Below are 14,685 nucleotides of genomic sequence, written 5' to 3'. Positions count from 1 at the left end.
TCATGATTACAACGGCTTGTGCAGGGACTCCATTGTGGACCTTTGAGCCACTGATGCCCACCACGATTACCGTGCCTGCCAATGGTACGGCCATGGTGCAATACCGAGTCACCAATCAATCCAGCAGGCCACACACCTTAGCCATGCAGCCCATTCGTGGCGTGACGCAAATCACCGCGGGGCTCAATGTGTGCGGCAATCCTTTTGTTCTCAGAGGCAAAAATTCCTGCATACTGTCTTTACAGATAAACGGTAGCCAGTTAAGCAGTCCGATTACGGATGGCCCCGTGGTTTGTCAACAAGGAAACCTGAATCAGTGTTATCGGCCCAGTAGCGCCAATATTTTGCGCATTACCCGTGGTCCTGCAACAGGGGCTACGATTACGGTGAACCCGTCTTCTTTAAATTTTGTTGCGGGAAATAATGGGTTAGTCACTGTAACCAACAGTATGGGCTCGCCAGAACCGGCAGAGAATGTAGTTGCAACCATTCCAGGAGGCAGTAACATCAGCGTACAAAGCACGACGTGTGGGGCGAGCCTTGCAATTGGGGCAAGCTGTACGATTACCTTTACTGCCCCCGCAGCGGAAGGCCCAACTAACGTTGGCATCAGCGGCAGCAACACCAACACTACAACTGTTGCAGTGACCGTCACGCCCGTACCAATGGCCACCATCAGTGTTAATCCGACCACATTACTGTTTGCTGAAAATTCAACCGGCGATGTCACCGTGACCAATAATGCAGGCTCTCCGGTTGCGGCAGAGAATGTAGTTGCAACCATTCCAGGAGGCAGTAACATCAGCGTACAAAGCACGACGTGTGGGGCGAGCCTTGCAATTGGGGCAAGCTGTACGATTACCTTTACTGCCCCCGCAGCGGAAGGCCCAACTAACGTTGGCATCAGCGGCAGCAACACCAACACTACAACTGTTGCAGTGACCGTCACGCCCGTACCAATGGCCACCATCAGTGTTAATCCGACCACATTACTGTTTGCTGAAAATTCAACCGGCGATGTCACCGTGACCAATAATGCAGGCTCTCCGGTTGCGGCAGAGAATGTAGTTGCAACCATTCCAGGAGGCAGTAACATCAGCGTACAAAGCACGACGTGTGGGGCGAGCCTTGCAATTGGGGCAAGCTGTACGATTACTTTTGCTTCAGGCACACAAGAAGGACCAACGACTATTCCTATCGCCGGAGACAATACCAACACAGTGAATGTCGATGTGACGGTGACCAGCCAACCGCAAATAAGTATCACCAACCCTGTACAACAAAGCAGGGTCGTTGCAGTATCAGGAACAGCGCTTTCTTTAGAGGTCACCAATGATGCGGGCAGTGCCGTGAATGCCAATGCAATTACAGTCAGCAATAAGGCAGCCTGCCCTAATCTGTCCGTTGACGATAGCAATTGCACCAGTGTGGCCCCTGGAGCCAGTTGCACGCTGGAACTGACTTCCAACTCCCCTTACGCACCGTGCACGATTACCGTCAGCGGCAGCAACACTGCCAACAGCCCCACGACCTTAATCGCCTTCTCTTATCTGGAGGGATTGGTGTTTCAAGAAAGCGCGGGCAGTGGCAAAGTCGTCATTGATGTGGCGCAAGGTTTTAACAGCCAATGGACAGGTGCTTTTTCAAATATAGCTGGCGCAACAAGCCTGGATGATGGGGTTGGCAATACCAATGCTATTGTCGCTGATACAGCTTGTTCAAGTGATCCCAATAACTGCGCCGCCCAACGTTGCCGAAACCTCAGTGTTGACTGGTATCTTCCGGCAAGAAATGAGCTGTCTGCAGTCCATGGCGCATTGTGTTCCAATCTTGCAATTCCCTGTAACTTTGGCGGGTTTTCGTCCGCGTTCTACTGGAGTTCGTCGCAGGTCGACTTCCGCAGCGCGTGGGTCGTGGACTTCCCGTCGGGTAACGTCGTCTTCGACGATAAGGACAACGTTCAACCTGTTCGGTGTGTTCGGGCTTTTACCCCTTAACCCCTTTATCCCTTTTCTTTTGAGGCAGCGTAGCTGCCTCATGATTTCTTTAAAGACGAATGATTTGGATTTTTATTAATGGCTTTCTATACGGAGTTACCGGTTTATAAGGACAGTTATCAGTTGGTTCTGAGAGTGTTTGAGGTAACCCGTGATTTTCCAAGAGAATATCGATACACACTGGGCCAGGATATGAAGCGCGATGCCCTTCATTTGCTTCGTTGTATTTACCGGGCCAACAAGCATCAAAACAGGATAGAGCATTTGGAGGTGTTTTTAGATGAGATGGAGTTATTGAAATTGGAAGTTCGCTTGTGTGTTGAGATGAAGCTGATATCACTTAAAAGGCAAGCCCAGTTAAGTGAACTCTTGACACGCATAGGCAAACAGGTGACTGGCTGGCGTAATGCCAGCCGAAAGCCAGAATCATGAAGGCTACGGTGTTCATGAGCGAGCATGCTTTTGTTTAAAAGCGACAAAGGGACTGTTGTATAGCAGCAGTTGATTCGTGTCTGCATAAGATGCCTTATGTAGACCAAAACGCCTTTGTATTGCGTTTGGCGGGTTTTCGTCCGCGTTCTACTGGAGTTCGTCGCAGAACGACAACAACAACGCGTGGAACGTGAACTTCCCGTCGGGTAACGACAACAACGACAATAAGAACAACGAACAACCTGTTCGGTGTGTTCGGGGTTTTAAACAAAGCAAAGTCACAATCGGTGTGGGCATTTAACAGGTCCACACCACTTTATTGGGATAAACTATGGGAGAAGAAGAACATGATCATATGGAGCACGGCGCGACACTGGAATCCTTGTTCCAGGCCTACTTTGATTGCCGCAAGAACAAGCGCAACACCATGAATGCGCTCCGCTTTGAAACGGATTATGAAAGCAATCTCATTGCTTTGCGAGAGGAACTCAATTCCAGCACCTGGCATCCTGGACGCTCCATTGCTTTTGTGATTCAACTCGTTGCTAGTTTTGTAATTTATAAAAATACATTTAAATTCAACAAATTGCCCCAACATTTAATTTTATAATTAAGAAAATAAAAACAGGGGGCTAATGTGAGTAAGCGAGGCTACAACAGGATTCCAACGCAATTAACTGAAAATGAGTTCAATGTATTTGTCTTTCCCTATCTGCAAAAAGGAAAACGCGGACCAAGGCCCAAAGTAGCACTGTATAAAATATTTAACTACATTTTGTACGTCATTCATACAGGGTGCCAATGGTATAAATTGCCGATTGATAAAATGGCTGACGGCAAGCCAGAAATCAGTTACACCCGTATTTTCAAACACTTCAGAGCCTGGCTCAAGAAAGGTTGCTTTGATCGGATGTTTGAGGCCTCTGTGGAATTACTTTCCAAAAACAATCTACTCGACACAAGTATTATTCATGGTGACGGCACAACAACTGCTGCTAAAAAAGGGGCGATAACCTCGGGTTCAGTGGACATAAACATCTCAAAGGAGACAAAGTTGTTGCTCTTTGTGACCGAAACTGCAATGTTATTGCGCCATTTGTCACTGGACCAGGGAACAAAAATGAATCCCCCATGCTACGGGATGCGTTTAAACCCCTAAAACAAATTGCCCAAGCAGTGGGCTTCTCACTGGAGGGCTCGGTAATGAGCCTTGATGGTGTTTATGATTGCAAAGCCAATCGCAAGATGATCTTTAACGCGGGCATGATCCCAAATATTAATGAAAACAAACGCAATCGCAAACGCTCCAAGCGAGGAAGAAAGCGGTTATTCAACAAAGCTATTTTTAAAGAGCGGTTTCGTACGATTGAGCGAGTTTTTGCTTGGGAAGACAAATTCAAACGCTTGCTTCTTCGATTTGAGCATCATAGCCCACATCACTATGCCATGAAAACCATAGCCTATACAATGATCAATCTGAGACATTTTTTTAGTCCCAAATAGAGCTCTGAGCAAAGCATAATTTTTCTTATGGGGTGTTTGAACCCAGGCGATAACTCGTCTCAAATAAAACTAAACAGAGCGATAATTGATCTTAATGGGCAAATAAGTTCATTCCTGGAGGCTTCTTCATGAACAATCACTACAGGTCAATTTTAATTCATCCTTTGAGGCAATTTTAAAGCCATTTACTAGCAACGACTTGATACCGTATAAGACACGCCAAAGATTAATTGCATTTTGACAGATATCGGCCTTCTCAGAAGCACTGGGTGCGATATTAATCGCCGCATCCGTAATCATGAGTGGTTTATGGTAAGAGGGAACATCCATGATATAGGCATGGCTAATCCGGTATTGGGTGCGTAAGTTGGAGGTGGCAGGCACAATGGCGGCCAACAACTCATGGGTGGTCAAAGCGCCTTTCATGATGGCATCGACTGCGCCAGTCGCTGCTAACTCCGCGGCTACCCTGGCTGCAGCATCACTATGCTCCGTATCAATAAGTTCCCACTCAGAGACATCAATTTTAGCTTCAATAGCGGCTGACTTAATTTTTTCTATGGGGCCAATTAATACCGGGATCATAAGTTTAGCCTTTACCGCATCAGCGACTGCTTCCAGCACACTGGCTTTTACTGGATGGACCACCGCGGTACGAATCCTTCCCATGCATTGGCAGGTTTGAATGATGGCTTGAAACCGGTCATGGCTATGAATTTCCACCTGGGGCAGACTCGCTTTAGCAACCCTTATTTTTTGCGTTGGTGCGAGCACAGTAGCCAAACCTTCGACCACAATTTCGCCGCGTTGATTTACCCCCTTACAATCCAAGGTGACAATGGCTTGCTTCGCTCGTTTGTCACGGACAATAAGCGTGATGGTAAGCGTATCGCCAATGCGTACCGGTTTTTTAAATTGGATATCTTGCTCAAGATAAATCGTTCCAGGTCCCGGCAAAATGGTGCCAAGAAGTGCTGAAATCAGAGAGCCTGACCACATGCCATGACCTACAATACCATGAAAAATGTCGCTTTGAGCAAATTTGGGATCCATGTGTGCCGGATTCACATCGCCTGACATCACCGCAAAAAGTTCAATATCTTCTTGGGTGAGCGTCTTACTTAGGCTCGCCTGCTGTCCAAGGGTGAGCTCATCAAACGTGACATTCTCTAGAAATTCCTTATCCATCGTTATTCCTTTACTTTTGCATCACGTAGGTACCAGGAGCTAAAGGCAGTGCTTGCTCAAGAGCAGGCGGAGCAACCCGTTTTGAGGTATCGTGTTGCACCAACCAATCATGTAAGGCGTGCCACCAGGAGTCGCCTTTCTTTTCTGCTTTCTTTAACCAACGAGAGGGATTTAAATAAGCATCCCCCTGCTTGCGTTCATGAATATGATAATAATGTCCCGGACGCCCTGGCTCACTGACAATCCCCGCATTATGCCCACCGCTGGTCAAAATAAAGGTCGTATCACTATTGACCATCAGATGAATTTTATACACCGATTGCCAAGGGGCCACATGGTCTTTTTCAGTACCCACAGCAAAAATCGGCAATTGAATGTTTTCGGCAGCGACCGGCTCCCCTTCAACGCTAAAGCGTCCTTCCGCAAAATCATTATTGAGGAAGAGCTTTTCAAGGTATTCACTATGCATCTTATAAGGCATGCGGGTGGCATCCGCGTTCCATGCCAGCAAATCAATGGTACCACGACGCACCCCATGCATGTAATCTTGAATCATTTTAGACCAAATCAAATCATAGGCACGCAGCATCTGAAAGGAACCAGCCATTTGCTTGGTATCAAGGTACCCCTGCTCCCACATCATACTCTTGAGAAAAGCAACTTCACTGTCGGTGACAAAAAGCATTAATTCCCCAGCCTCGGTGAAATCCCCTTGGGCAGCCAGTAGTGTGAGACTATTAAGCCGATTATCCTCATTGCGAGCCATTGCCGCTGCCGCAATCATTGCCAGGGTGCCACCTAAACAATACCCCATCAGATTGATTTTGACTTGGGGCAGCAGTGCAGAAACCGCATTAATGGCGGCCATAGCCCCTTGTCGATAATAGTCATCCATGCCTAAATCACGATCAGCACCATCAGGATTGCGCCATGAAACAATAAACACGGTGTGTCCTTGACCAACAAGCCATTTGACCAATGAATTATGAGGAGATAAATCCAGAATGTAATATTTCATAATCCACGCAGGCAGTATCAATATCGGCTCTTTAAAAACCGTTTTAGTTTGGGGCTCATATTGAATGAGTTCGATTAAATGGTTCTGAAAGACAACACGTCCCGGAGTCACTGCTACACCCTTCCCGGGTAGGAACTGTTCTGCTCCAGCAGGCGGTGCACCAGTTAGCCTATCGAGCAAGTCCTGAATCGCTATTTCAGTGCCACGAATCAAATTAAAACCATTGGAGTGAATCGTTTCATAGAATAAATCAGGGTTAGTCCAGACAAAATTAGAAGGGGACCAGGCATCAAGGAATTGTCGTGCCCAAAAAGAAACCGTACGTTCAACTGGTTTAGGTAATCCAGGAACCTGAGTGGCACGCCTCCACCAATCTTCAATTTGCAGAAATTGCTCAGCAAACAGCCGCCAAGGCATCGCCTCCCAGCTTTCTTTATGAAAACGAACATCCTCACCACCCGCAGCGCGATCCACGCAGAGCACATTATTCATGCAATCATGGGCATGCACCGCAGGATACAGTGCTAATTCCAGTAAGAGTCCTGGTGACTGTTGCAATTGAACAAGCCAAGAAAAGAAGGCAATCCGCAAAGCTGCCGGACTCATTCCTGCGGTTGCCTTACCAAGACTTGCCTGAAAAAATTGAGTGAGAAAACTAAAAAAATGAGCGAGCTCATCTGAATCAGTAGGCGAGCAACACGGCATGGAGGCATTTGATGACCTCAGTTCTTTCTGGGAAGTGGATGTCCCCTCGTTAGCGCAACATTCTTTTCTTGGTCCATTCATGTGCTCTATCCTTCCTTGGTTTCCTTATACAATATTGTCTTAGGTCACTGAAACAAAAAAACCTCTTACAAATTCAATGAAGCTATTAGAATCATAGCATAATCATGATGCAATAAACTCTATAGTCCTCCGTCCTAGCATTTATATTTTGTTTCATGAGCAATTGCTATTTGTCTGGACCGTTCTGGTGAGTGTCTTATCTCATTTCTTTTCTAATGGACACCTCCTATTTAAAAAACATCCCAACTTAACTAAAACACCTTCCTCTATTTAATTTATGTCGTGAATTTGCGTAACGCAATATTGCGACTCGTAAACTTACGAGTTAAAATGAATTAAAAATAAGGATACTTCGATGCGCTCAAGAGACTATTTCGCTTTAGGTGTTGCCGTTGGCTCATCTTTTTGTAACCGAACTCAAGAAACAAACTTACTCACTGATAATATTAAAAATGGAAAAGTTATAATCTAACACCCAATCATACCGATGATTTCATATGTAAAAGTATACTATGCTTTTTTAGCACCAAAGAAAAATCACCCATCTCAGCAATAAATAGAAAAACAACAGTCAACTCAAAACAATATCCACAAATCAATCATCTCGAATTGAGAATCAATCCCAATCACAAAGTGTTTTCATAAATATTATTACTATTTGACAGGTGATGCAAAAGTGTTACACTTAATATATGCACAAATTAGGAGTAATCATTATGCCCACTAAAAATCCTAGAATAAATATTACCTTTGAAGAGTCAACAGCCGGCTTACTTGCTTATCTGGCCGAGCTAGAACATAAATCAATTTCGGGATTAGCTAAAGAGCTAATCCTGGAAGCCTTAGAACGGCGAGAAGATAGAGTATTGTCTGCTATTGCGGAGTTTCGAGATCATGCTAGAGTGAGAAAGGTGAGACATGATGACGCCTGGAAGTAAACTGTATCAAATTGAATATGTAGAAGATGTTGTCAAATACGACATACCTGAGTTGCCAACTACAGCTAAAAAAATCATAAAAAAAGCGATTGAAGAGCGATTGATGATCGATCCTATTGGTTTTGGTAAGCCATTGCGTTATAGCCTTAAAGGGCACAGACGTTTGCGAGTCAGTGACTATAGGGTTGTTTACCGCATTGAAGCAGAAACAAATACAGTCGTTATTATTGCTATAAAACACCGAAAAGAAGTTTATGATAATTTTTAATTGGGAAATAGTGTCTTAGTTAGGCTATCGTTTTGTTCTTCAACTCGGAAAACCACGATTATCTGCAGAATTTTACCTACCATCAAAAAAGAAAATCAAAACAAGTCTTGTCATTGGGGTGCTATTTTCGGTATAGATTGGGGTATGACAGGGTATTGATCTGGACCCTCAATAACAGCACTTGCTACATTTAATCTCGATCCCCTTTCGTTATAGGCATGATAGTAGGATCCTATACTTATTGGTTTAAGTAACCTTAGAGGGAAAGACTAGGGCATACTGCTATAGTGAGCTTGTTTTCAGGGAAAGAAAAATAAGGCAAGTAATATGGCTCAGACTTATAGTTTTTATGTAAACCTAAAAATACCCTCTAAAGCAAATGATTGTTGATTGTGACTTGTTGTAATGCCGTTTTTATTCAGAAAAGAACTAACGTTAGAAAAATCACGTCGAGTTTCTGCACGAAACTCAAGATTTTTAATGGGAAAATAGCTTAATGTTATAGTGAGCTCATCCCAAGTTTGCGCTACCCCCGTACGATAACCATTTCTATCAGAAAAAATTTCTCCACGTAGGGATGTTCGCCATTTGGGATTTAATTGATAATTCACATATCCAGCAATGCCTTGCCACACTGCTTCTGCTATGGTGCCATTAGGAAGTGCTGCTTTCGTTTGTAGTGCGCCATCGTAGTTGACGACGAAACATAATTTTTTAGTAATATTTAAAGTGGCAATTAAATCAATCAGCGTGCGTTGTCCTTTCGGGCCACTCGATGTTCTTTCCGCGATACGCTGTTGGCCTGAATAAGCATAAGCGGCTAAAGAAAACATGGGGTTAAATGTATAAGAGGCTCCCAGTTCCATGGTTTTCTGACGGCTGGTATCCCGAACTGATCTATCCCCACGAATTATGAGTTGAAATAAAGAGCGTCTCATGATCAAATGAGCGTCATTAAGACTCATGGAAATTAAAATGTTAGCTGTAGAAACCTATCTTTATAATTCGCTTACAGAATCATGTCCTGAAATTCATATATCACGATTGAATGCAGTAATGGATGTAGCATCAGGCTTAAGACATAGCCAAAACCTTTCATTAAGTGAATTAGGGAGGAACTTGCCTGGAGATGCAAAATTAAAAAATAAGATAAAGAAAGTTGATAGGCTGGAAGGCAATAAGGCACTGCATAATGAACTTTTTTCCATTTATCAAGGGTTATCAAGCTTTGTTTTTACTTACATCTCGCAAGATACAACCTTACCTTTGATTGTAGATATTTGCTGCTTAAAAGACGACCGAGAAATTCAAATGCTCAGTGCAGAAATAGCGTTAAAAGGTAGAAGTCTTCCTCTTTATCGAGAAGTGTATAGAGATACCGAAACAAAAGGACGAGCTAAGGACTTTTTAAAAGAGTTGAGTCTTTGTTTGCCCAAAAATCGTCGAGTAATCGTAATCATGGATGCCGGTTTTTATGAAGAATGGTTTAAAGAAATAGAAGCGCTGGGCTGGTATTGGCTAAGTCGTGTAAGAGGAGTTAAATCGGTACAATTATCCGAAGAACTGGGATGGAAACTCATTAAAGAACTAATCCCTGATATTAAATCTAAAACGACACATTATGAGCATGCTCTATTAACCAAAGAGCATACAAGACCTTGTAGGGTGGTTACAACCTATCGTAAGCCTAAGGGAAGAAAGGTAAAGACATCACGAGGAAAAACCACCTCGACACTGTCTAATGGAAGTTATAGTCAAGCTAATAAAGAGCCATGGATTTTGGCTACTAATTTACCATTGGATGTAGGGCCTACTGATATTATCAATCTCTATTTTAAAAGAATGCAAATAGAAGAATCGTTTAGAGATGTTAAAAGTCATCAATTCGGACTAGCAGGACGTTATGTGCGTACTCATTCAGTAGATAGATGGGGAGTAAAAATGCTTCTTGCTGCTATTGTGCAAATTACTTATTGGGTTATTGGAGTAATTGCACATAGTCAAAATAAACAACAATACTTCCAAGCCAATACGGTCAAAGATAAGAAAATATTCTCTTATTTTACCCTGGGTAAGCTTATGATTGAGCATAATCAGCTCTGTTCCTTAGCCCCTGACCCTAGAACCTTACAAGAGATTATAGAACAGGAGCTTAACCGTGTTTGGTAATTTCGTGGGGATCTTTCAGATCCCGAAGACTGTCCCAACCATTATTGATACCACCGATTAAGGTGAGCTTATCGTTTGGAATATAGGACACTCTTAATCCCGTAACGGTAAAAGGCTCTGCATAGCCCCAGAGAATAGAGCGAGAAAAATTAGTGTCATTATAAGAAAAGAGATTTTCAGCCCCAGCTAATTCAATAAAACTGCCTCCCATAAACGTCAAAGGACCACTCGCATACTGCGCATAGGCTTGTGGCATCGCAAAGGAACGAAGATTCCAACCATAGGGTGCGAAAATATTGGGATCACTTCCCACTACAGGGGTCATTAAACCGCCAAATCCCTGTTGGGGTTGATACGCCAAGGTGATGCCTGCTTGTTGGAGCGTCACTCCATTCGGGTTGAGGTCAAAAACGCGATCATAGGTGCCACTCGTGAATTTATTACTATCCTGAAGATAATTATAGGAACCATCAACATAACCCGAAAACTTGAAATCTGATGGGCTTTTCGCTTTCGGTTGAACTTGTTGCATCGTGCCTAAGGCTACCTCGGGTACTAAAAGAATAAATAGGATGAAGACAATGAGTTTTTGCATTATTTAATAATCCTAGTTATAAAACACCAGGTACATTTTTTGAGGAGTGTTCTTGATAGTCACCACTTACTCACCAGACTCCTTTATTTCAATTATTTTTGCTGCGCCTAAAATCTTTGTTAGTACCTCAAGACATTCATTGAGTTGTTGCTTTACATCACTGTTGTTTTCCATCTTTAACACTCAGCCATTTTTTAAAATCCTTTAACAATGCTTCTGCTTGAGCAATACAAGTTATTACTGCACTCTCAGGAATAATATCGCCAGAATAATCTGCAATATTGCGTTGTTTACGCATAGCATCCAATATAATCACTGTTTTTTTATCAATACCTAAAGTCTGAGGCAATAACTGAATCATCGTTTGATGATGTCCTGATTTAGAGGTCAAGGTTCGATATCCATGAGATTGAAGTGCTGCATTTGCTATTTGCATAATTGCTTTATAGGCAGCATCAAAGCGATTCTCCGCGCTAACCAAGTCAATTTTTGAATCCACAATATTACGTTCAGCAGCATGCAAAAGCCGATTTATGGTATCTGGGTGAGGTGGTATTTTTTCCAGGCTGATGCCAATTAAATTATCCAAGGTCATGTTCAGCTCCCATAATAAATAGCTTGGGATTATTTAAAACCTCCTGAATGAAAAGATCTTGTTTTTGTAAAGATGCCTTCCATTGTTCCCTGGAATATATTTTGGGATTAATTTCTCTCCCTAAACTAGCTTGAGCAGCATAAAGAGCCGCAACTACTTCTGTAAAATCAATCTCACCAATAATAAGCACATCAATATCACTTCCCAAGTTTTCAGTTCCTTTGGCCACCGAACCAAAAACAAAAGCCACTTCAATTTTTTCAGTTAATGGCGCTAAAAAATCAAACAACACATCCACCAAACCAGACGTTTTTTTTAAAATGCTAGCAAGCTCCGTATAAATGGGAAAATTACGATTGGCTTGATAATAAACTTGATTGCCGCTCTGCTCGCGTAGAAGTACTTTAGATTTAGCAAGTTTGGATAGTTCTCGATGAAGTGTACCTGCAGTAGTATTCGTTAACCGTGCGATCTCTCGAACATGATAACGCTCATCAGGATGAAGCAATAAAAGTGCTAGCACACGCCGCCGATATTCAGAAAACAATATTGAAGTATCAAACATGATTTTTATGTTGAAGCCAACTAAGCTTCAATCATAGCCTAAAAAGCTACACCATTCAATCAGATAAATAAGAAAACCAGAAAAATAAATATCAGTTATAAATCGACGCCCCACTGAAGAGCATCAACACTACAACCAATGACCTCAACGCTCTTGGGTCAAGACTTAAGGGCTCCGTCTTGGAGAAAGCATAAAATGGTATTTCCCAATTACGTAATCGTATTATTGGATACGAAATGGGATCTTGAATAGTTCTTTTCAATAATCAATAAACCCCTGCTCTTTATTACCACGGCTTCATATTAAAAGGAGAGGGGTTAAAAATTTCTTGTTCCCCATCTTCAGATTTATTATGTATCTCATTAGCTTCTTGTGTGGAGGATTGATCTTTATTAGACGGCCTGGGTTCCCTCGAAAGTGGATTTGGAGCAAAGCTTTGCTCTTTTGTTACCTCATCTCTTTCTTGTGCTTTCGGACTGGGTACGGGTACTAAATTATTTGCTAGCTGTTGGATAAATGAGACCATAAAAAAGCGGGGTGCATTTAGCTAAACCCTTTTAATTTTTGAGTTACGGTCAAAACTTACATTAAGACAATAGTCTTTTGTAGGGCACGACATGAAAATTTATACGTTAAGAATTGTTCTACGTGGAATTAGCCCGTTAGTATGGCGACGAATTAAAGTTCCAGGGAGCACCTCATTAGCTCAATTACATTATGTTATCCAAACCATTTATGGATGGGATGATGAGAACCTGCATCAGTTTCACATTTATGGCAAAGATTATGGCATCAACTATGAGGGTGGTCTAGGCTACTCAGATAATGCCTACAGGGTGTATCTGGATGACTTTGCATTTGATTCGGGAGATAAATTTAATTACGAATACAATTTTTTTGAGCATTGGATACACGATATTCGCATAGAAAAAGTCGCGGAGTCCACTGATAATGTTGAGCTTATTTATTGCACCAAAGGCTCTGGTATGCCTGGTGCTGACAAATCTGATGAAATGAAAATCTTGGCCAAGGTATTGAAACTCCTTGTTGGGAGACCATAAAAAAGCGGGGTGCATTTAAGCCACCTTTTTTATGGTCTCCCACTTCTGATAATTCTTAAAAAGTCTTAAACACGATAAGAATTTTTAAGACTTTCATTGTTAATGATTAGGCTATCCTATAGAATAATTCTTAAATCCTTTAAGAATTATTAAGAACTTATGAAAAAACACAACAATTGGCATTATGCCCGCCCCGAACTAGCTAAAAAATATCTCGATCTATTTGAAATAGGTCTAACCTCTGCCCGAGGATTATTTGCTAGACGAAGAATGGGAAAAACCGAATTTTTGAAACAAGATTTTATACCTGCAGCTCAAAAGGCAGGTTATATTGTCGTCTATAGTAATCTTTGGGAATTAGAAATTGATCCTGCAACAGCTTTGGTTTCCGAATTCTATAAGACAATTGAGCCAAAAGGATTTAATAAAATTTGGACCGGTTTAAACAAGCCTATAAATATTAAGAAAGTTAAAGCCTCAGGAAAAATTGCAGGCCTAGGGGAAGGGACTCTTGAGGCAGATTTAGCAGAAACAAAAAAAGTAACCAGTACTTTATTAATGGAAGCAATGAATGCTTTCGATAAAACAAAAGATCAAATGATTCTGGTAATAGATGAAGCCCAAGTTTTGGCATATGAAGAGAACTCTCATTTTGCTCATGCTCTAAGGGCAGCATTGGATATCAGGAAAGAACGTATAAAAGTAATTTTTGCCGGAAGTTCGGAAACCACTCTAAGACGTATGTTTGGAGTTGCATCAGAACCATTTTATAACTGGGCGCCTCTAGAACCCTTCGAATTATTAGGAAAAGATTTCGTATTGGCTATGGTCGAAAGGGTAAATAAAATATCAAAATACCCAATGAGTATTCATGATGCTCTTGATGCATTTGAAAAACTGAAGAAGACTCCTGAGTTTTTTAGAAGATACATAGAATACTATTTAAGTAATCCGGAGGAGGGCTCGGCCGCAGCTTTAGCTGCTACTAAAAGCAGGGTATTTAGTGATGATAATTTTAAGCGTCAATGGGAAACGTTATTGCCGGCCGATAAAATAGTAATGTCAATGATTGCCAATGGAATAAGTGACTTACATGGAAAACTAGCTTTGCAAAAACTCGGTGAAGCCCTTGGAATTGATAGTGTTAATAAGAATACCACTCATAATGCACTAAGAAGATTATCGAATAAAAATTTGATTACTAAAATTGATTTTGGAACTTATCAGTTCGAAGATGAGGCTTTTGCTGATTGGGTAAAGCATTTAGCTGATTAATTTTGAAATCAGCCCAATTAACAAATTAATTTGATATTTCCCAGGGAAGAATAGGTATCAAAAGTATCGCTTCTGAGGATAGCCACGGGTTTTTTATCAATAGAACTCAATGAAAAATTCACAATTGTCCATATTTCATTTGTTTGATCATTTACAAAATATACACGGTCTCCAATTTTAAAAGGATTGGTGGTTATTTTACTTGCCTCTTCAATAGATTGGGGTAAAAATTTGCTTGTATGAGCCATTTAATGGATGCCTTTAAATTTTAATGAAATGTAAATTTTTTGAGAAT

The 14,685-nt window shown here is 41.8% G+C and carries 15 protein-coding genes and 2 pseudogenes; 10 read left to right on the top strand and 7 right to left on the bottom strand.

Going from position 1 to position 14,685, the window contains the following annotated elements; all coding sequences use genetic code 11:
- Nucleotides 1–53 precede the first annotated feature (53 nt).
- The 5 genes and pseudogenes from OQJ26_RS17055 to OQJ26_RS17035 all read left to right on the top strand — a co-directional run.
- Nucleotides 54–1,997, top strand: coding sequence for an Lcl C-terminal domain-containing protein (locus OQJ26_RS17055; protein ID WP_265704920.1), 1,944 nt, complete (start codon nucleotides 54–56; stop codon nucleotides 1,995–1,997).
- A gap of 78 nt (nucleotides 1,998–2,075) precedes the next feature.
- A complete protein-coding gene (locus tag OQJ26_RS17050) occupies nucleotides 2,076–2,429 on the top strand; it encodes a four helix bundle protein (RefSeq protein ID WP_058453028.1) in 354 nt (117 codons plus the stop codon).
- A 331-nt stretch (nucleotides 2,430–2,760) separates the two neighbouring features.
- Complete coding sequence (locus OQJ26_RS17045; protein WP_265704919.1) at nucleotides 2,761–3,039, top strand: hypothetical protein; 279 nt, start codon at nucleotides 2,761–2,763, stop codon at nucleotides 3,037–3,039.
- Nucleotides 3,040–3,066: 27 nt separating this feature from the next.
- Nucleotides 3,067–3,588 carry a transposase gene (locus OQJ26_RS17040; protein ID WP_265703925.1) on the top strand — a complete coding sequence of 174 codons (522 nt, stop codon included), beginning with the start codon at nucleotides 3,067–3,069 and terminating at the stop codon, nucleotides 3,586–3,588.
- Nucleotides 3,507–3,932 (top strand): annotated as a pseudogene (locus OQJ26_RS17035) (transposase family protein); the annotation flags it as partial. The gene OQJ26_RS17040 and the pseudogene OQJ26_RS17035, both read left to right, overlap by 82 nt.
- A gap of 204 nt (nucleotides 3,933–4,136) precedes the next feature.
- Here the strand turns inward: OQJ26_RS17035 and OQJ26_RS17030 are convergent.
- Both OQJ26_RS17030 and OQJ26_RS17025 read right to left on the bottom strand, forming a co-directional pair.
- Nucleotides 4,137–5,120, bottom strand: a pseudogene (locus tag OQJ26_RS17030) (bifunctional enoyl-CoA hydratase/phosphate acetyltransferase); the annotation flags it as partial.
- A gap of 10 nt (nucleotides 5,121–5,130) precedes the next feature.
- Nucleotides 5,131–6,924, bottom strand: coding sequence for a PHA/PHB synthase family protein (locus OQJ26_RS17025; protein WP_265704917.1), 1,794 nt, complete (start codon nucleotides 6,922–6,924; stop codon nucleotides 5,131–5,133).
- A 716-nt stretch (nucleotides 6,925–7,640) separates the two neighbouring features.
- Between OQJ26_RS17025 and OQJ26_RS17020 the strand changes: the two genes are divergently transcribed.
- Complete coding sequence (locus OQJ26_RS17020) at nucleotides 7,641–7,862, top strand: hypothetical protein (protein WP_265704916.1); 222 nt, start codon at nucleotides 7,641–7,643, stop codon at nucleotides 7,860–7,862.
- Nucleotides 7,843–8,130, top strand: a complete 288-nt coding sequence (locus OQJ26_RS17015) for a type II toxin-antitoxin system RelE family toxin (protein ID WP_265704915.1) — start codon at nucleotides 7,843–7,845, stop codon at nucleotides 8,128–8,130. Before OQJ26_RS17020 ends, OQJ26_RS17015 begins: the two co-directional genes overlap by 20 nt.
- Before the next feature lie 347 nt (nucleotides 8,131–8,477).
- Here OQJ26_RS17015 and OQJ26_RS17010 read toward each other — a convergent pair whose 3' ends face one another.
- Nucleotides 8,478–9,095: an outer membrane beta-barrel protein gene (locus OQJ26_RS17010; protein WP_265704914.1), complete on the bottom strand. Its 618-nt coding sequence runs from the start codon at nucleotides 9,093–9,095 to the stop codon at nucleotides 8,478–8,480.
- Here OQJ26_RS17010 and OQJ26_RS17005 point away from each other — a divergent pair.
- Nucleotides 9,094–10,299, top strand: a complete 1,206-nt coding sequence (locus OQJ26_RS17005) for an IS4 family transposase (RefSeq protein WP_265702028.1) — start codon at nucleotides 9,094–9,096, stop codon at nucleotides 10,297–10,299. The two genes, OQJ26_RS17010 and OQJ26_RS17005, sit on opposite strands and share 2 nt — an antisense overlap.
- Here OQJ26_RS17005 and OQJ26_RS17000 read toward each other — a convergent pair.
- The 3 genes from OQJ26_RS17000 to OQJ26_RS16990 form a co-directional block, all read right to left on the bottom strand.
- On the bottom strand, nucleotides 10,283–10,894 hold the full coding sequence (locus OQJ26_RS17000) for an outer membrane beta-barrel protein (RefSeq protein WP_265704913.1): 612 nt from the start codon (nucleotides 10,892–10,894) through the stop codon (nucleotides 10,283–10,285). The two genes, OQJ26_RS17005 and OQJ26_RS17000, sit on opposite strands and share 17 nt — an antisense overlap.
- Before the next feature lie 157 nt (nucleotides 10,895–11,051).
- Nucleotides 11,052–11,489, bottom strand: a complete 438-nt coding sequence (locus tag OQJ26_RS16995; RefSeq protein ID WP_265704912.1) for a DNA-binding protein — start codon at nucleotides 11,487–11,489, stop codon at nucleotides 11,052–11,054.
- Entirely contained in the window at nucleotides 11,476–12,054 is a 579-nt protein-coding gene (locus OQJ26_RS16990) for a nucleotidyltransferase domain-containing protein (protein WP_265704911.1), read from the bottom strand. Before OQJ26_RS16990 ends, OQJ26_RS16995 begins: the two co-directional genes overlap by 14 nt.
- Before the next feature lie 617 nt (nucleotides 12,055–12,671).
- On the opposite strand from OQJ26_RS16990, the gene OQJ26_RS16985 reads away from it, so the two are divergent.
- Nucleotides 12,672–13,115 carry a plasmid pRiA4b ORF-3 family protein gene (locus OQJ26_RS16985; protein WP_265704910.1) on the top strand — a complete coding sequence of 148 codons (444 nt, stop codon included), beginning with the start codon at nucleotides 12,672–12,674 and terminating at the stop codon, nucleotides 13,113–13,115.
- Nucleotides 13,116–13,274: 159 nt separating this feature from the next.
- Complete coding sequence (locus OQJ26_RS16980; protein ID WP_265704909.1) at nucleotides 13,275–14,390, top strand: ATP-binding protein; 1,116 nt, start codon at nucleotides 13,275–13,277, stop codon at nucleotides 14,388–14,390.
- Nucleotides 14,391–14,407: 17 nt separating this feature from the next.
- Here OQJ26_RS16980 and OQJ26_RS16975 read toward each other — a convergent pair whose 3' ends face one another.
- Nucleotides 14,408–14,638 (bottom strand): hypothetical protein, encoded by a 231-nt coding sequence (locus OQJ26_RS16975; RefSeq protein ID WP_265704908.1) that lies wholly within the window; start codon nucleotides 14,636–14,638, stop codon nucleotides 14,408–14,410.
- Nucleotides 14,639–14,685: the final 47 nt, after the last annotated feature.

It is taken from the genome of Legionella sheltonii (assembly GCF_026191355.1).
In the GTDB taxonomy this organism is placed as follows: domain Bacteria; phylum Pseudomonadota; class Gammaproteobacteria; order Legionellales; family Legionellaceae; genus Legionella; species Legionella sheltonii.
The sequence above is the reverse complement of the archived record's forward strand: the minus strand, read 5'-3'. Positions and strand labels throughout refer to the sequence as shown.